At 31.3% G+C, this 17,773-nt stretch carries 20 protein-coding genes; 3 read left to right on the top strand and 17 right to left on the bottom strand.

What is annotated here, in order from left to right; all coding sequences use genetic code 11:
- Window positions 1–101: 101 nt before the first annotated feature.
- The 9 genes from fabG to ABV008_RS11565 all read right to left on the bottom strand — a co-directional run bounded on the left by fabG (window position 102) and on the right by ABV008_RS11565 (window position 7,511).
- Window positions 102–845: a 3-oxoacyl-[acyl-carrier-protein] reductase gene (fabG, locus tag ABV008_RS11605; protein ID WP_352419980.1), complete on the bottom strand. Its 744-nt coding sequence runs from the start codon at window positions 843–845 to the stop codon at window positions 102–104.
- 13 nt (window positions 846–858) lie between these two features.
- Window positions 859–1,803, bottom strand: coding sequence for an ACP S-malonyltransferase (gene fabD, locus ABV008_RS11600; protein ID WP_352419979.1), 945 nt, complete (start codon window positions 1,801–1,803; stop codon window positions 859–861).
- 10 nt (window positions 1,804–1,813) lie between these two features.
- A complete protein-coding gene (fabK, locus tag ABV008_RS11595) occupies window positions 1,814–2,752 on the bottom strand; it encodes an enoyl-[acyl-carrier-protein] reductase FabK (protein WP_352419978.1) in 939 nt (312 codons plus the stop codon).
- Between the two features lies 1 nt (window position 2,753).
- A complete protein-coding gene (locus tag ABV008_RS11590; RefSeq protein ID WP_352419977.1) occupies window positions 2,754–3,770 on the bottom strand; it encodes a beta-ketoacyl-ACP synthase III in 1,017 nt (338 codons plus the stop codon).
- A complete protein-coding gene (gene plsX / locus ABV008_RS11585) occupies window positions 3,748–4,767 on the bottom strand; it encodes a phosphate acyltransferase PlsX (protein WP_352419976.1) in 1,020 nt (339 codons plus the stop codon). Before plsX ends, ABV008_RS11590 begins: the two co-directional genes overlap by 23 nt.
- Window position 4,768: 1 nt before the next feature.
- The gene (gene fapR / locus ABV008_RS11580; RefSeq protein WP_352419975.1) at window positions 4,769–5,350 is read right to left on the bottom strand and encodes a transcription factor FapR; all 582 of its coding nucleotides are present in this window, start codon (window positions 5,348–5,350) and stop codon (window positions 4,769–4,771) included.
- A gap of 134 nt (window positions 5,351–5,484) precedes the next feature.
- Complete coding sequence (rpmF, locus tag ABV008_RS11575; RefSeq protein ID WP_074350396.1) at window positions 5,485–5,664, bottom strand: 50S ribosomal protein L32; 180 nt, start codon at window positions 5,662–5,664, stop codon at window positions 5,485–5,487.
- An 18-nt stretch (window positions 5,665–5,682) separates the two neighbouring features.
- Complete coding sequence (locus ABV008_RS11570; RefSeq protein WP_352419974.1) at window positions 5,683–6,192, bottom strand: YceD family protein; 510 nt, start codon at window positions 6,190–6,192, stop codon at window positions 5,683–5,685.
- Window positions 6,193–6,317: 125 nt separating this feature from the next.
- Window positions 6,318–7,511 (bottom strand): acetate/propionate family kinase, encoded by a 1,194-nt coding sequence (locus ABV008_RS11565; RefSeq protein WP_352419973.1) that lies wholly within the window; start codon window positions 7,509–7,511, stop codon window positions 6,318–6,320.
- Window positions 7,512–7,689: 178 nt separating this feature from the next.
- Between ABV008_RS11565 and ABV008_RS11560 the strand changes: the two genes are divergently transcribed.
- Window positions 7,690–8,940 carry a nucleotidyltransferase gene (locus ABV008_RS11560; protein WP_352419972.1) on the top strand — a complete coding sequence of 417 codons (1,251 nt, stop codon included), beginning with the start codon at window positions 7,690–7,692 and terminating at the stop codon, window positions 8,938–8,940.
- A 121-nt stretch (window positions 8,941–9,061) separates the two neighbouring features.
- Complete coding sequence (spoVV, locus tag ABV008_RS11555) at window positions 9,062–10,366, top strand: dipicolinic acid transporter SpoVV (protein ID WP_352419971.1); 1,305 nt, start codon at window positions 9,062–9,064, stop codon at window positions 10,364–10,366.
- 31 nt (window positions 10,367–10,397) lie between these two features.
- On the opposite strand, the gene ABV008_RS11550 is transcribed toward spoVV, so the two are convergent.
- The 6 genes from ABV008_RS11550 to ABV008_RS11525 form a co-directional block, all read right to left on the bottom strand.
- Complete coding sequence (locus ABV008_RS11550; protein ID WP_352419970.1) at window positions 10,398–10,841, bottom strand: ATPase; 444 nt, start codon at window positions 10,839–10,841, stop codon at window positions 10,398–10,400.
- Between the two features lie 4 nt (window positions 10,842–10,845).
- Window positions 10,846–11,328 (bottom strand): pantetheine-phosphate adenylyltransferase, encoded by a 483-nt coding sequence (gene coaD, locus ABV008_RS11545; protein WP_352419969.1) that lies wholly within the window; start codon window positions 11,326–11,328, stop codon window positions 10,846–10,848.
- The gene (rsmD, locus tag ABV008_RS11540; RefSeq protein WP_352419968.1) at window positions 11,297–11,884 is read right to left on the bottom strand and encodes a 16S rRNA (guanine(966)-N(2))-methyltransferase RsmD; all 588 of its coding nucleotides are present in this window, start codon (window positions 11,882–11,884) and stop codon (window positions 11,297–11,299) included. The genes coaD and rsmD overlap by 32 nt, the downstream gene beginning before the upstream one ends.
- 133 nt (window positions 11,885–12,017) lie before the next feature.
- A complete protein-coding gene (gene recG, locus ABV008_RS11535; protein WP_352419967.1) occupies window positions 12,018–14,090 on the bottom strand; it encodes an ATP-dependent DNA helicase RecG in 2,073 nt (690 codons plus the stop codon).
- Between the two features lie 93 nt (window positions 14,091–14,183).
- Window positions 14,184–15,821 (bottom strand): DAK2 domain-containing protein, encoded by a 1,638-nt coding sequence (locus ABV008_RS11530; RefSeq protein ID WP_502929780.1) that lies wholly within the window; start codon window positions 15,819–15,821, stop codon window positions 14,184–14,186.
- 18 nt (window positions 15,822–15,839) lie between these two features.
- A complete protein-coding gene (locus ABV008_RS11525) occupies window positions 15,840–16,196 on the bottom strand; it encodes an Asp23/Gls24 family envelope stress response protein (protein ID WP_352419966.1) in 357 nt (118 codons plus the stop codon).
- A gap of 231 nt (window positions 16,197–16,427) precedes the next feature.
- Here ABV008_RS11525 and rpmB point away from each other — a divergent pair, with 231 nt between their 5' ends.
- A complete protein-coding gene (rpmB, locus tag ABV008_RS11520; RefSeq protein ID WP_074350406.1) occupies window positions 16,428–16,619 on the top strand; it encodes a 50S ribosomal protein L28 in 192 nt (63 codons plus the stop codon).
- 241 nt (window positions 16,620–16,860) lie between these two features.
- On the opposite strand, the gene ABV008_RS11515 is transcribed toward rpmB, so the two are convergent.
- Together ABV008_RS11515 and ABV008_RS11510 are read right to left on the bottom strand one after the other, a co-directional pair.
- Window positions 16,861–17,049, bottom strand: coding sequence for a hypothetical protein (locus tag ABV008_RS11515; RefSeq protein WP_352419965.1), 189 nt, complete (start codon window positions 17,047–17,049; stop codon window positions 16,861–16,863).
- Window positions 17,050–17,138: 89 nt separating this feature from the next.
- Window positions 17,139–17,765 (bottom strand): thiamine diphosphokinase, encoded by a 627-nt coding sequence (locus ABV008_RS11510; RefSeq protein WP_352419964.1) that lies wholly within the window; start codon window positions 17,763–17,765, stop codon window positions 17,139–17,141.
- Window positions 17,766–17,773: the final 8 nt, after the last annotated feature.

Below are 17,773 nucleotides of genomic sequence, written 5' to 3'. Positions count from 1 at the left end.
CGGGAGAACCTACTAGAAATTTGCTTTAGATGCACTATTTTTTGACTCTTATTTTTTCATAGAACTTTTTACATTACCCAGTAAATATATTTTATATTATATTAAATTAATATCCCACCATCAACAACAATAGTTTGACCTGTTATATACTTTGACATGTCACTTGCCAAAAATGCAACAGCATTAGCAATATCTTCAGGTTCACCAAGTTTATGAAGTGCTATTTTATCTAAATATTCTTCAACTATCTTTTCTGAAAGCTTTTCCGTCATATCAGTTTCAATAAAACCTGGAGCTACAGCATTTACTCTAATATTTTTCTTACCTACTTCTTTAGCTAACGATTTTGTAAAACCAATAATTCCTGCTTTTGATGCAGAATAATTACACTGTCCAGCATTTCCTGAGATACCAACTATAGATGCTATATTTATAATACTGCAGTTTTTTTGCTTAATCATGTTTCTTATTATACACTTAGTAACATTAAAGATGCCTTTTAAATTCACATCTATAACATCATTCCATTCTTTTTCAGTCATCCTCATAAGGAGATTATCTTTAGCAATTCCTGCATTATTAACTAATATGTCAATTTTAGAAAAATAATTCATACCTTCCTGTATCATTCTTTCAACTTCATCTATTTTGGATACATCTGCTTTTATTGCTAGTACACTTCTTCCCATATTTTCAATTTCTAACTGTACTTCCTTTGCTTTTTCTACATTGCTAGAATAAGTAAACAATATATCCGAGCCAAGTGAAGCAAGTTTAAGTGCGATAGCTCTTCCAATTCCTCTTGAACCGCCAGTAACTAATGCTATTTTTCCATTAAGATTCATTTCTTCACCTCAATTACCCTAGTTTTGTCATCAAATTCTCTAGCGTCTCAATGTTTTCAACATTATAAAGGTTCAGCCCCTTATTACAATTCTTCCCAATTCTCTTTACAAAACCAATTGAACTTTTTCCAGGGCCTATTTCAATAAATGTATCCACTCCATCGATTAACATTCTTTCTACAGATTGTTCCCATAGAACTGGCATTGAAACCTGATGAATTAATAGCTCCTTAATTTCTGCACTACTTCTAATATAATCTCCAGTAACATTTGAAATAACTTCTTTAAGCGGTTCATTTATTTTAATTTCATTTAACTCGTAACTTAATCTTTCACCAGCATCAAATAGCATACTACAATGAAATGGAGCACTCACCGGTAGAGGAATTGCTTTTTTTGCGCCTTTAGCCTTTGCAATATCGCAAGCTTCTATTATAGCTTTAACCTCTCCAGATAGAACGACTTGACCTGGGCAATTATAATTTGCTCCTTCAATAACTCCTTTTTCACTAGCTTGCTCAATTATATTTGCTATTGTATCTTTATCTAAACCAAGTATAGCAGCCATAGTACCCTTTCCCTCTGGTACTGCTTCTTGCATAAATTTTCCTCTTTTTCTTACTAATCCTATAGCATCCTCAAAGTCTAACGCTCCAGAATATACTAGAGCAGAATACTCTCCCAAGCTTAAACCTGCACAAACATCTGCAGATATTCCATATTCCTCTATTACTTTTAATATGGCAATAGATGTTGCTAATATGGCTGGTTGAGTAAACTCAGTCTTCATTAATTCTTCATCTGGCCCATCAAAGCAAAGCTTTTTAATATCTAGCTTAAGTATTTCCCTTGATATTTCAAATATATTGCTAGCAATAGTAAATCTATCTGCAATTTCTTTACCCATTCCTACATACTGTGCTCCTTGTCCTGGAAAAAGAAAAGCTATTCTGCCCATTATATCACCTCTAAATGTAAATTATTCTGTTTTTTACATTCTCTGCATCTGCTATTATATCTTGTATAACTTCTTCACATGTCTTAATATCTTTTATTAGTCCACTAATCTGACCTGCCATGACAGAGCCATTTTCTACATCTCCTTCAATGACAGCTTTTCTTAACTTACCAACTCCTAAGGTTTCTAAGGTTTCCATATCTGTATTTTGTTTTTCAAGCTCAAGAAGTTTCTTTGTGAATTTATTTCTTAATGATCTTACGGGGTGTCCAGTACTTCTTCCTGTAACTATAGCATCTCTATCTGCTGAATTAATAATCGCATTTTTATATTTTTCATGTGCCTGACACTCAACTGTACAAACAAATCTTGTACCTATTTGAACTCCCTTTGCTCCTAATGCTAGTGAGGCAATAAAACCTCTGCCATCAGCAATTCCGCCTGCAGCAATTACTGGTATACTAACTTCATCTGCAACTTGAGGGACTAAGGACATAGTTGTTAGTTCCCCGATGTGTCCTCCAGCTTCAGTACCTTCCACAATAATTGCATCTGCTCCTATTTTCTCCATTCTTTTTGCTAAAGCAACTGAAGGCACTACTGGTATTACTTTTGTCCCTATTTCTTTAAACATACTCATATATTTTCCAGGATTACCTGCCCCAGTCGTCACTACTGGTGCTTTCTCTTCATATAAAAGCTGAATTATTTCATCAACATAAGGAGATAAAAGCATTACATTAACACCAAACGACTTATCTGTAAGTCTCTTTATCTTAGTTATCTCCTCTTTTATTACAGCTTTTGGGGCAGCGCCACATCCTATAACTCCTAAACCGCCAGCGTTTGAGACTGCTGCAGCTAGTTCTGCTGTAGCTACCCAAGCCATGCCACCTTGGATTATTGGATATTTAATATTTAACAAATCACATATTTCCGTTTTAATCAAATTAGTACCTCCCTTTACTATACCACCTTATTAACATGGCTCCCCAAGTAAGCCCTCCTCCAAAGCCAATAAGTAAAACTACATCATTGTCTTTGATTTTATTTTTTCTTACAGCTTCATCTAGTGCTACAGGTATAGAAGCAGAAGACATATTTCCGTAATTCTCTAAATTTACATATACTTTGTTTTCTGCAAGCTTTAATTTTTTTCTAGCAGATTCAATAATTCTCATGTTTGCTTGATGGGGTACTAAATAATCAATATCTCCCAAATTTAGTTTATTCTTTTCTATAATTTTAAGAGATATTTCTTCCATCTTTCTTACTGCAAATTTGAACACTTCGTTTCCTTCCATATATATATAATGCAGCTTGTTTTTAATAGTTTCTTCTGTAGCTGGCATTAATGAGCCTCCTGCAACAAGCTTCAATAGGTTTTTTCCTTCACCATCTGCACCTAAGTCTAATCCTAGTATACCCTTTCCTTCTGGAACTTCACTTATCACAGCCGCTCCCGCCCCGTCGCCAAATAATACGCATGTGTTTCTATCTGTCCAGTCTGTTATTCTAGAAAGTGCATCAGTACCTATGAGTAAAACGTTCTTATATATTCTTGCACTTACAAAAGAATATGCTACTGAAAGACCATATAGAAACCCTGAACAAGCTGCTTCCAAATCAAATGCAGCTGCATTTTTGCATTTTAAACTTTCTTGTACTAAGCAAGCTGTTGAAGGAAACATCATATCTGGTGTAACTGTCGAAACAATAATTAAATCTATAGCTTCTGGTTGTAATTCTGAAGCTTCAAGAGCTTTTTTAGCTGCTTCAATTGCCATATATGATGACCCTTTTTCCTTATCAAGGATTCTTCTTTCCTTAATTCCAGTACGAGTTCTGATCCATTCATCTGATGTATCTACAATTTTTTCCAAATCGAAATTTGTTATTACTTTTTCTGGCACATAGCTTCCTGTGCCAATAATTCCCACTCCATTAAAACCTTTCCTCTGTGTCATGATTACCTCCCAAAGAGCTTATCTCATCTTCTATCTTTTCGATTACTTTATTCTCTACAAAGACCTTAGCTTGTTTTATGGCATTCTTAATGGCTTTAGCATCTGAACTGCCGTGAGCCTTTATCACAACACCCCTTGTACCTAATAAAGGAGCTCCCCCATATTCTGTATAATCAAGCCTTTTTTTAAATTTTTTAAAACCTGATTTTAATAGTAATGCTCCAATTTTACTTTTAATTGAGCTCATAAACTCATCTTTTAGCATACTGAAAATCGACATAGCGAGCCCTTCAGTTAACTTTAATATAATATTTCCAACAAATCCATCACAAACTAAAACATCAGCTACTCCTTCAGGAATATCTCTTGCTTCTATATTACCAACAAAATTAATATTTGAACTTCTCAATAACAGATATGCCTCTTTTGATAATTCATTTCCTTTGCCTTCTTCAGTACCAATATTTATAAGCGAAACCTTAGGATTACCAATGTTTAAAATTTTTTCTGTATAGATTGAACCCATAATAGCGAACTGCTGAAGATATTTAGCTTTACAATCAGTATTAGCACCAGCATCTAACAATAAAGAAACACCTCTTTTTGTAGGATATGGTATTGCAAGAGCAGCTCTATCTATCCCTTTAATTCTCTTGACAATAAACAGTCCACCTGCAAGTAAAGCTCCTGTGCTCCCAGAAGATACAAAAGCATCTGCTGAACCTTCTTTTACGAGATTAAGTCCAATCACCATTGAAGATTTCTTTTTTCTTCTTATGGCCATAGCTGGCTCTTCGTCGTTTGTTATGACTTCTTCAGCATTTATAATTTCTATATCACTTCCGCAATAGTTGTTTTTTAATATTTCATTTTTAATCTTCTCTTCATTGCCTATAAGGATTATATTAACTCCCAATTCTTTTATTGCCTCAATGCTTCCCTTAACTGTGGCTAGTAAACCTTGGTCTCCTCCCATAGCATCTACAGCTATTATCATATTAATTCTCCTCCTGATTATTTTGCTCAATAGATACGAGTATAAATTTTCCCCTGAAAACTTGTTTTTGTCCAACATAGGTAAAAACATGGACAAAATATTTGTTACCTCTTTTTCTAGTTACCTCTGCCTTTGCAATTAATTTTTCCCCGGCCTTTACAAGATCCTTATATTTTACATTTGCAACTCCTGTTAATGCAACATCAGCGTCAATTACTGCGATAGCTAAAGACTCTGCTTGAGCATAGATGTTATGTCCTCTTACAACACTAGTTTTCATGAAAGCCATATTCTCATCTGTTTCAAGTATTGAGATACCATTTTTCCCTAAGTTAATATCCACTAGTTCTCCTACGATTTCAGTTCCTCCAATTGTTCTAACTTTTGAATAGCTTTGCTCAGCTACATTTTTTATTCTCTCTCTCAATTCTGGTATCCCTAATTCAAGTCTATCTAGCCTTATGGTTTGAATACTTACATTGAACATTTGCATTAACTCTTCATCAGTTAAAAATGGGTCCTTTTTTAATTTTTCAACAAGTCTAATATGTCTCTCTTTTTTACTTAACTTTACGTTATTCATAATTTTCACCTCGAGTTAATACTTGTATTTAGTACCTGATACTAATATTAAGTATACAATGATGCGTAAAAAAAATCAAGGGGTTTTTAAATAAAAAAAAGATAGTGGTCTTATACACTATCTCTTTTCACATACTATTCAACAGATACAACTTCTTTGTTTTTATAATACCCACAAGATTTGCAAACTCTATGTGGTAACTTCGGCTCGTGACATTGTGGGCATTCAACTACAGTTGCTTTTGTTAATACTTGAGCTGATGCTCTTCTTTTATCTCTTCTTGCCTTTGATGTCTTTCGTTTTGGTACTGCCATTAAAAACACCTCCTTAAATCAGTCAAATAAATCTTTTAGTTTAGCTAGACGAGGATCAATTTCTTGAATATTACAATTACACTCTTCTTTATTCAAATCTTTTCCACAGACTAGGCATAACCCTTTACAATTATCATCACATAACGACTTCATAGGTAAAGACAATAATATTGAGGTTAAAACTTGCTCTACTAATTCTACCTCGTCATTATCATAATAGAATACTAGTTCTTCATCATCTATTTTTCTTGATAATTTAGAATTTTCCACAAGTCTTCCTGATAAAGCAGTCTCTATTTTATTAACAAACTCTTTTAGACATCTAGCACAATTTTCATAGTACTCATATGAAACTGTTGCATCTAGATACAATCCTTCATCAGTCATATAAATACTGCCCTTAGTTTCAACTGGACTAGACATAATTATTTCCCTAGTTTTGGTTAATACCTTATCTAAATCCAAAGAGTGTACAAAGTCAATCTTATAAACTGCTCTATCAATTAGCTTGGATAGATCTATTTTCATTAAGTTCACCTCTTGAATATTGCCAAATTTTATTATATCTAAATTATAGAAGGTTTGTCAAGAATAATTGTTGAACTCCCATATGATAGAAAATAAGGCAGGACAATCCTGCCTGTCTAATCATATTAAGATATTAATGACTTTGTATCTCTAGCAATCATTAACTCTTCATTAGTTGGAATAACGAGAATAGCAGTAGATGTTAAGTCTTTATTTAGTTGTGCTTCTTTTCCTCTTACATTATTTAGTTCTGGATCAATTTTAATACCTAAGCACTCTAAGCCTTCACATACTTTTTCTCTGATATATCCTGAATTTTCTCCAATACCAGCTGTAAACACAAGTGCATCTATACTGCACATAGTAGCCACATATGCTCCAACGTATTTTTTTACCCTATTTACAAATACATCTATAGCTAGTTTAGCTCTCTCGTTGCCTTCTTCAGTTGCAATTTCTAAATCCCTAAAATCACTGCTAAGTCCTGAAATACCTAAGACCCCAGATTTTTTATTTAACATATCATTTGCTTCTTCAAATGTCATATTTTCTTTATCCATTATAAAAGGAATTATTGCTGGGTCAATATCTCCAGACCTAGTTCCCATAGCTAAACCTTCCAATGGTGTGAATCCCATACTTGTATCCATAGATTTTCCGCCTTGAACTGCACATACACTTGATCCATTTCCTAGATGACATGTAACAATATTTAAATCTTTAATATCTTTACCTAAAATTTCAGCAGCTCTCAAAGATACATATTTATGAGAAGTACCGTGAAATCCATATCTTCTAATTTTATACTTTTCATAATAATCATAAGGTATAGGATATATATAATTATCAGGTGTCATTGTCTGATGGAAAGCCGTATCAAAAACTGCCACCATAGGGGTGTTTGGCATAAGCTCTTTACAAGCTTCTATACCAGTTATATTAGGTGGATTATGTAATGGTGCTAATTCCACGCAGTCTCTTATGGCTTTCATAACATCGTCATCAATTATAACAGATTCAGAAAACTTTTCTCCTCCATGTACAACTCTATGTCCAACTGCACTTATTTCATCCATAGATTTAATAACTCCATAATTTGAATCAACTATTGAATCTAAAACTATCTCTAAGGCTACTTTGTGGTTACTCATTGGCTTTTCTATGATCACATCTTCCTTGCCAGTTGGTTTATGCTTTATTCTAGAGCCTTCAATACCTATTCTTTCAGCTAAACCTTTTGCTAGTACATATTCATTTGACATATCAATTAACTGATATTTAAGTGAAGAACTCCCACAGTTAATAACTAATATTTTCATATTTTCCCTCCTAAAGTGTATATATATTAACAATTCTCATAATATTATAACCTTGCAAAAAAATCAACTATATATAGATTATTTCCTATATTTTTCATTAATAATCTTCTTTTAATGATATAATAAAAATAGACTTTTTTTATTATTAATATTCATATTTTGTTATAAGGAGGTTTATATGAAAATAGTCGGACTTATTACTGAATATAATCCATTTCATAACGGTCATTTATACCATTTAAATGAATCTAAAAGAATAACAAATTCTGAGTATTCTGTTGCAATTATGAGTGGAAACTTCCTTCAAAGAGGTGAGCCAGCTTTAGTTGATAAGTGGACTAGAGCGAAAATGGCTGTAGATAACGGAGTTGATTTGGTAATAGAGTTACCAATAATATATGCGTGTCAAAGCGCTGAATTATTTGCATTTGGCGCTATTAAAATACTTGATAGTATGGGATGTATAGATAGTGTCTGTTTTGGTAGCGAGCTTGGTGATATTCAGTTATTAAACTATATTACTAAAATACTTTATTACGAACCTGATTCTTATGTTAAATCACTAAAGTCAGCATTAGAGCAAGGATTTTCTTATCCAAAAGCTATAGAATATGCCTTAATTAATTATCTAAAAGAATCTAGCACTATTGACACATCTATAATTAGTAACATCATCTCTAACCCTAACAATATTCTCTCAATAGAATATTTGAAGGCATTAAATAGAATTGGTAGCGAGATTAAGCCTTATACAATTAAGAGGAAACAGTCAAGATATCATGATAAAAGTCTTACTGGATCTATATCTAGTGCAACAGCTATTCGTGAACAGATTATTAACAATTCTTGGATGGAAAACATTAAACACACCGTACCTCCAATCACATATAAACATCTAAAAAACTTTTATAGTGAAAATAATGATTTTAATTCGCTAAACAATTTTTCTGTAATATTATTGTATTTATTGAGAAATACTACTTCAGAAAAACTTAAAAATATAATAGATGTGACTGAAGGACTGGAAAATAGAATTATAAGCTGTTCTAATAACCATAGTAATATATATGAAATATTAAATTGTATGAATACTAAAAGATATACTACAACTAGGTTAAAAAGAATACTTATTCATTTACTCATTAACTTAAATAAAGATATATTTAATAATCTCAATTTACATGGTCCTCAATACATAAGAATATTAGGGATGAGTGCTAAAGGCATTAAAATAATAAAACAAGCAAAAAGAACAAGTTCTTTACCCATAATAACAAAATTTGCTGACTATATAATGTTAAATAACGAAATTTTAAATCAAATGATTGAACTTGATAAAAAAGCAACTGATATTTATGTATTGGGTCTTAGTAAAAGTCAAATGAAATCGAACTTAGATTATTTCACATCTCCATATATTAGGTTATAGATTTTCATAATTTAGCTTGTTTCTATAGACACAGTTTTCTTTTGAACAAGTCTCAGATTATATTCATATTATCAAAATGGCCTCAATATAATATATCAGTAGAGACAACAGGAGGCCCATTATGACTAAATATATGTTTATATTACCTATTACAGTTATTGTGTTTTTTGCAGTATATTTATTTAACAAAAAAAAATTTTTTAAACTTAAGAATATCAAAACATATTTACTTGCCTTACTAGTAATATTTTTTGTTTCTAGTCTAATAATATTTCCTTATAATACTATAAACGCAGCACTAAAAGGTCTAAAAACGTGGGCAAATATCGTTCTACCGTCTTTAATGCCTTTTTTTATTGGAGCAGAAATGCTCATAGGACTTGGAGTAGTTAATTTTATAGGAGTACTTTTAAATCCAATAATGCAGCCTTTATTTGGTGTTTCTGGTGAAGGCTCTTTTTCCTTTGCGATGAGTATTGCATCAGGTTATCCAGTAGGGGTTTCTTTAATTTCTAAACTTAGGCAGCAAAAAATCATTAATAGAATTGAAGCTCAAAGGCTAGTTTCATTTTGTAGTACTTCAGGCCCGCTATTTATGATTGGAGCTGTTTCTGTAGGCATGTTCAATAATCCTTCCATAGGTGCCTTATTAACATCTTCTCACTACTTAGGCGCCATAACAACAGGTATAATTTTTAGAAATTATGGATGTTTCAAAGCAAAAAAAAGTAAAAATGTATATAATAAAAAAAACTATCTTAAAAGTGCATTCAAAGAATTAATAGAAGCTAGAAAAAGGGACGGTAGAAGTATAAGTATATTGATGAATGATTCAATTAAATCTGCTCTTGAAGCAATGTTTATGGTTGGGGGATTTATAATTATATATTCAGTTATTATTGAAATTTTAGCAACTACAGGGGTCATTAATTTTCTGTCAAGTATAATTAAAATCATAATACCTATTAATCTAGATACAAAGCTTGTTGAAGGATTTATTAGTGGACTTTTAGAAATGACAAATGGATGCAAATTAGTTTCTGAAGCAAAGACCACAAGCATTATTACACAATTATGTACAGTGAGTTTTTTAATAGGTTGGAGTGGTTTTTCAATACATAGCCAATCTATTAGCATGATCAATTTAACTGATATCAGTTCCAAGCTATATTTGTTATCAAAAGTTCTTCATGCCTTATTTTCATCAATGTATTGTTATGGATTATACAAAATGCTTTTTAATAATATTATAGTTGCTTCCTTTTTAGCTAGTAGTAATAGTATGCATGAAAGTATCTTAGGAAACTGGCTAAAGATTCTTAAGTTTTCAATAGGTTTAGAGCTTATATTCATAATAGTAGTTATCTCTATTTCAATTGTTATCGGAAGTATGTATAGTATCAAATCTCTTGCTATCAAAAAATAACAGAGCTCCTCGTATGAGGAGTCTACTATTTTTAAAAATTATTTAATTCTTGTCTATTCTTTTCTAATGTATCAATAATATTTTTTAATTTTACTTCTGTTTCTTTAAGAAGACCATCAGCATATTCTCTTGCTCCTATTCGTATTTCTTTAGCATTATTTTGAGCCTTTGAAACAATCTCTTCTGCCCTTTCATAAGCTAATTTTGTAATCTCATCTTGTTCAACCATTTCTTCAATATGTATTTTTACTTCTTTAACCATAGTATCTGCTTCATTTTGGGCTTCGGCTAGAATCCTTTGCCTTTCTTCCTTGATCCATTCAGCTTGCTTTATTTCATCAGGTAATTTTATTCTTATTTCCTTAATAATCTCTAAAATATCTCCTTTGTCTACTAGTGCTTTGCCTGCAAAAGGTATTGTTGAACTTCCTTCAATAATATCCTCAATTTCATCTAGCAGTTTTAAGACATCCATTTTTTTAAACCCCCTTAAGTTTTTCCTTTATTGCTAATTCCACTATTTTAGGTACTAAGCCATTAATATTTCCGTTAAAGCTAGCAACTTCCTTAACAATACTTGAGCTTAAATATGAATATTGGTTCCTTGCAATCAAAAAAACCGTTTCTGCATCATCATAAAGTCTATTATTCATTAAAGCCATTTGCATTTCATATTCAAAATCTGAAACAGCTCTTAATCCTCTAACTATTAGTTTTACTTGGTTTTTCTTCATATAGTCTACTAATAAACCACTAAAAGAATCAACTTCAACATTTTTTATATCTTTGGTTACCTCTCTTAATAAATTTATCCTTTCCTCAACAGTAAACATATGTTTTTTCGAAGGATTATTCAAAACCAGCACAGTAATTCTTCCAAATTTCTTTGAACACCTTTCTATAATATCTAAATGTCCATTAGTTACTGGATCAAAAGTCCCCGAGTAAACTGCATTCATCATTCAACCTCCCATAGATGTAAAAAGATATTGTAGTTCCTCCATACTTTCGAAAATCTTTCTTAAATAAGTTGTTTGCAAATTTTGGTAAAATTAATTTGCTTTCGTGTTCAACTACAATAATTCCTTTATCTTTTAGTATTTTATTTTTGCTTATTTTTTCAAGTATAGGCACTATAATTTCCTTTTCATATGGAGGGTCTAAAAAGATAAAATCAAATACAATGCCCTTTGAACCTAGTATGCTTAGAGCTTTTTCAGCAGTATTTTTATATACAACAGCTTGTTCTATAAGCTTTGTTCTATTCAAATTTTCCTTAATAGATTTTATGCTATTAATATCATTGTCAATGAAATAACAAACATTAGCTCCTCTACTTAAAAACTCTATCCCCATATTTCCAGAACCTGCATAAAGGTCTAGTACTTGGCTCTTATCTGAAATATCACCAAGAATATTAAAAATAGCTTCTTTTACTTTATCAGATGTAGGGCGAGTATGAAGCCCTTTAGGAGCAATCAATTTGCTTCCTTTTGATTTTCCTGTAATAACACGCAAGAAAATTCCTCCTCATTTGTAATTACTATTTTACCACAAAATTCTCAAGTTCTAAACAATATAATTATCTTTTTTGCAAAATACTCAAATATTAGTATTTTTATCCTGGTTTTCCGCTAAATTTTTTTATATTTCAATTAAAAGATATTAGTTCAGACTCTTTATTAAATAATTTTATCATTTTCTTTTTTAGCATTTTGTATTTTTCTGATGACAAATTAATATCTTCTTCTAGTACTCGTAATGCTATTCTTTGTGCTGTTGTTACGGTATTCATATCAGAAAATAAATTGGCAATTTTTAATTCAGGTAATCCATGCTGTCTTGTTCCAAAAAATTCACCTGGTCCTCTAGTTTCTAGGTCTTTCTCAGCTATTATAAATCCGTCATTTGACCTCTCCATTATAGACATTCTTTCTTTTGATACCTTACTTTTACTTTCATTTACTAATATACAGTAAGATTGATAGTTTCCTCTTCCAACTCTCCCCCTTAACTGATGAAGTTGAGCTAAACCAAATCTCTCAGCATTCTCGACCATCATTACATTAGCATTTGGAACATTTACTCCAACCTCAATTACAGTGGTTGATATTAAAATATCTATTTCTCCATTTTTAAATTTAGTCATTATACTATCCTTTTCTACACTCTTCATTTGGCCGTGAAGCAATCCAAGCTTTAATTCAGTAAAATATTTGTCTTTTAATACTTCATATAATTTATTTGCAGATTGGGCCTCAATATTTTCTGATTCTTCAACTAAAGGGCAAACAATATATGCCTGTCTACCTTTACTAATCTGTTTTTTTATAAATGAGTAAGCTCTATCTTTCATATCCCCTGTAATTGCAAAAGTTTGGATTTTTTTCCTCCCTGCTGGAAGTTCATCAATTACTGACACTTCAAGATCTCCATATAATATTAATGCTAAAGTTCTAGGAATAGGAGTTGCGGTCATAACAAGAACATCTGGATTGCTCCCCTTTAAAGATAGGATTGCCCTTTGTCTAACACCAAATCTATGTTGTTCGTCTGTTATTGCTAATCCCAGATTATAGAAGATTACATTATCTTGTAGCACTGCATGAGTACCAATTATTACATTTACTTCACCAGTCTTAATTTTTTTTAATATATCTTTTTTCTTTTTTGCTGGGATATTACTAATCAACAATTCACAATTAACATTGTATTTCTCAAGTAAAGATTTTACACTATCAAAATGCTGAGTTGCTAGTATTTCAGTAGGTGCCATCATTACAGATTGATATCCTGAGTTAAATGCCTTTAACATTGCTAATACAGCAATAATTGTTTTTCCCGATCCTACATCACCTTGAACTAACCGATTCATCTGTTTAGAAGATTCCATATCATTTTTTATTTCATTAAAAACTTTTAATTGTGCAGATGTTAATTTATATGGAAGTGACTCTATAAGATTATGAGTTTTATCATTTCTAGCAAATTGAATGCCTTCATAATTAATGGAATTTCTCTTTTTTAGAAGAAATAAACCTAGTTGCAATACTAATAACTCTTCAAAAACTAATCTTTCCTTAGCTTTTTTATAGGAAAGTCTATCTTTGGGAAAATGAATGTTACTAATAGCTTGGTTAAATGAACATAGATTTAGCTCACTAATAATATTATTTGGCATAATATCTTTAGCATCGTCTAAATACAAAACTAAAGCTTGTTCTATAATCTTAGTTATTTCATTATTAGTTAGACCTTCAGTCAATTGATAAATAGGAACTATCCTTCCAATTTTCTTTCCGCTTCCATTATTTTTTTCATATATGGGATTTTGCATCTCAAAATAATTCTGTGCTCTTTTCACTCTTCCACTAATGTTAATAATATCTCCTATGCTAATATTATTTACTATATATTCTTGGTTAAACCAAGTTAAATACATTATACCTGTTTCATCTTTCGCTAGCATCTTAGTTATTGTCATGTTTCTTCTAGGTTTAAAAGTTTTGGGAGTACTACAAATAATTACTTTTAAATTTGCCTTCTCTCCGTTCTTTAAAGACGATATCTTTTTTGTTTCTCTTCTGTCCTCATATAACCTAGGAAAATAGTATATCAAATCTTCAATTGTTTTTATGCCAACTTTATTTAATAATTTTGCTTTTTTAGGACCTACGCCTTTAATATATTGGACTGATTTATCAAGTATCTCCAAAATGCTCACCTCTATAATTTACTAAGTATATTATACAAAAAATAAACAAGAATCCAAAGTCAATTACCTCGAATTCTTGTAAAACAAAAATATAATATACATTTATTCAACTGAAATCAAATAATAATAAAGAGGCTGTCCTCCAAAAACAACTTCAATATCTAGGTCTTCAAACTCTTCTTCGAGTCTATTTGCAAGTTCATTTGCATCTTCTTCGGATAAATCATTCCCATAAAATAAAGTAATTAGACCATTGTCATCAGTTACCATAGTTTTAACTAAGTCAAAAGCTACATCATGAACATTGTTACCTATTACTTCTATCTTCCCATCAAAAATTCCCATAATGTCATCTTTTTTAATCTCTTTTTCTTCTATGATTGTATCTCTAACAGAAAAAGTTACTTGACCAGTTTTCACTGTAGATATTAAACTTTTCATGTTTGAAATGTTATCTTCCATGCTAAGTTCTTCGTCAAAAGCAACTAATGCAGCTATCCCTTGAGGAATAGTTTTAGTTGGTAATACCTCTACTTTTTTGTTACTCATTTCTTTTGCTTGAGTAGCTGCTAAAATTATATTACTATTATTAGGCAAAATAATAATGTTTTCTCCTTTTACATTATCAACAGCAGTGAGGATATCCTCCGTGCTTGGATTCATAGTCTGTCCGCCTGTAATTACATAGTCAGCATTCAGATCATTAAAAACATTAGAAAGTCCTTCGCCCATTGAAACAGTAATAAAGCTATACTTTTTATTTTCCATTAGTTCTGGATTTTCTGTTGTTTTTGTAGTTGCAGTATAATCAGCTATATTACTCCTATGCTGATATCTCATATTATCTATTTTGATATCTATAAGTTCACCATATTGCAATGCTTTTTGCAATACCTCTCCAGGATTGTTTGTATGAATATGTACTTTTATAATATTTTCCCCACCAACTACAAGCATAGAATCTCCAAGACTCACTATTTTATCTCTAAATACCTTTTCGTCCACTGTTGCTTTGTCGATAATAAATTCAGTACAATATCCAAATTTGATATTTTCATCAGTTTCTGTAAAAAAATGAACAGTTTCACCTTTAGCTACTGTTTCCTCGATTAGTACCTCTTCTTCACCAGTTAAGGCTTCTAGAGCACCTATGAATATAGTAATAAGCCCTTTTCCCCCTGCATCTACAACTCCTGCCTGTTTTAAAACAGGCAACATTTCCGGTGTTTTCTCGAGAGTATTTTCTCCATGTTTAATAACAGCTTTCAAGAATTCAACAATATCAGTTTCTTTTTTTGAAATATTCAAAGCCATATCAGCACATTCTCTAGCAACAGTCAATATAGTTCCTTCAATAGGCTTCATAACTGCTTTATAGGCAGTATCAGAACCAACCTTCAAGGCCATCGCAATTGTAGTAGTATCTACTTTATCAGCATCTTTCAAACCTTTTGCAAATCCTCTAAATAATTGAGAAAGTATTACTCCTGAGTTACCTCTTGCACCCATTAGAGAGCCATTTGAAGCAGCTGTTACAACCTTATCTATGTCATCTGTTTCTAAAGTTCTTATCTGTTTAATAGCAGACTGCATAGTCAATGACATATTAGTGCCTGTGTCTCCATCAGGAACAGGAAAGACATTTAATGCATTGACAGCTTCTTTATTTCTTTCAAGACAGTTAGCTGCTCCAAAAAATAATTTTTTGAGCATATTTCCATCTATGTATTGAATTTTCAATATTAGTACCTCCTTAGCCTACTTTTGTACTCTTACTCCCTGTACATTTATATTTACTTTTTCAACCTTTAATCCAGTTATGCTTTCTATATTGTATTTTACTTTGTCAATTATATTGTCTGCTACCACAGAAATTTTTGTACCAAATTGTACAACTACAAATAAATCAACGATAATTCTGTCACCATCTGCGTAAACCTTTACACCTTTCTTAACATGTTCTTTTTTTAATAATTCAACTAGTCCATCTGTTGCATTTCTACTAGACATTCCAACTAGTCCATAGCTTTCAGTTGCTGCTAATCCAGCAATAGTCTCTATAACATTTTCATCAATATTTATTGTTCCATATTTATTAGTCAATTTCCCTGCCATTTACAGTCCTCCTTTTATTATGGAAAATGAATAAAGGATTATATATTTATATTTTACATTATATTTGTATTATCTTCAACTTTAGAATAAATAATAATTAAAATGAACATAAAAATATCTTCATATTGCAAAAAATACCTAGTATGTGGTACAATAATATATGTTGATTTTGGAAATGTAGTATTAAATAATGATTACTATCTAACCTAGTGGTTTAAGGAGGTGTTTTATATGGCAAGGTTCTGCGAAGTATGCGGTAAGGGAAAAGTGTCAGGACACTTAGTAACTTTCTCAAATAAGAAAAGTAATAGAACTTGGTCTCCAAATGTACGTAGAATAAGAGCTATGGTTAATGGGACTCCAAAAAGAATTTACGTATGCACAAGATGTATCAGATCAGGTAATGTTGAAAGAGCATTATAAGCAGATTACCGAAATCTTTTATGACCTAACCTGGTTTTCTGAACGCTTTTATCAGAAAAATGCAGGCAGGTCAAATGCAACGAGCACACAATTTATGTGAGTGTTAACGAACAAATAAATTTGTGTTGCGAAACTGCTGATTTCGTGCAAGTCGCTTATGCAGTGGCCTAATAAATGGCTTCCAGTATAATGGAAGCCTGTCTGATTTTTTGAGCTAAAATAAATGTCTAGTATTAATTACCTAGAAAATTCTAAACAAAAACCAACCCAAGCAAATCAATAATAAACCTAGTGCAAATACCCACGCCCTTATAGGTATTACTTGAATTATTATAATAACTCCTAATACTGCTAAAACTATTCCTAAAATTTTCTTAACGCTACCATCAATCATATGCTTTCTAAATTTCCATCTTCTATATCCACGCATATAGACACCCCTTATAAGGCTACTATTATATAGTATTCTCCGAATAAAAAAATGTGACAAAAAAGCCGGCAAATTGCCGACTTTCCTATCTAGTCTCTTGATCTTATAACAAGGCATATTCCTTCTTCAACTTTTACTAATCCTACCTCATCCTTTATTGCATTGCTTATACCCAAAGTAGAACCAATGTTAAAATCTACACAATTAGTATCATATTCAAACCCTTGAAGACTAACTTTTGAATTAATTAATGGTATTATTGAAATAAAACTATCTTCTTTATTATTTAACCTAAGTAGATCTTTCGTTATAAATACTTCATTGTGGCTATCTATAACAGTAATATTAATATTTTGATTAATAAATTTATAGAGTAACATTATATTCGCCATAGAATGATCTAGACGACTACCTATAGCGCCTAACAATACAATATCATTAGCTCCCTTTTCAATGGCATATTCTATTGATAGCTCTGTGTCAGTTTTATCTTTATGAGTTGAATGTTTTTGTAGTCCTACTCCTACTCGTTTAAATCTATTTAAAATTTCTAAATCTAATGAGTCCAAATCTCCAATTATAAAATCTGGGGTAAGGTTTTCACTAAATAAATGTCTTGCGCCTCCATCTGCACAAATAACTATATCAGCATTTTGAAAATAATAGTCTATATCTATGTCATTCAAGTTTCCATTGGATATAATCAAAGCCTTCATTTAATCAC

The sequence above is a fragment of the Proteiniborus sp. genome (assembly GCF_040308045.1).
Classification (GTDB): Bacteria; Bacillota; Clostridia; order Tissierellales; family Proteiniboraceae; genus Proteiniborus.
This window is presented reverse-complemented; position numbering and strand designations above follow the sequence as displayed.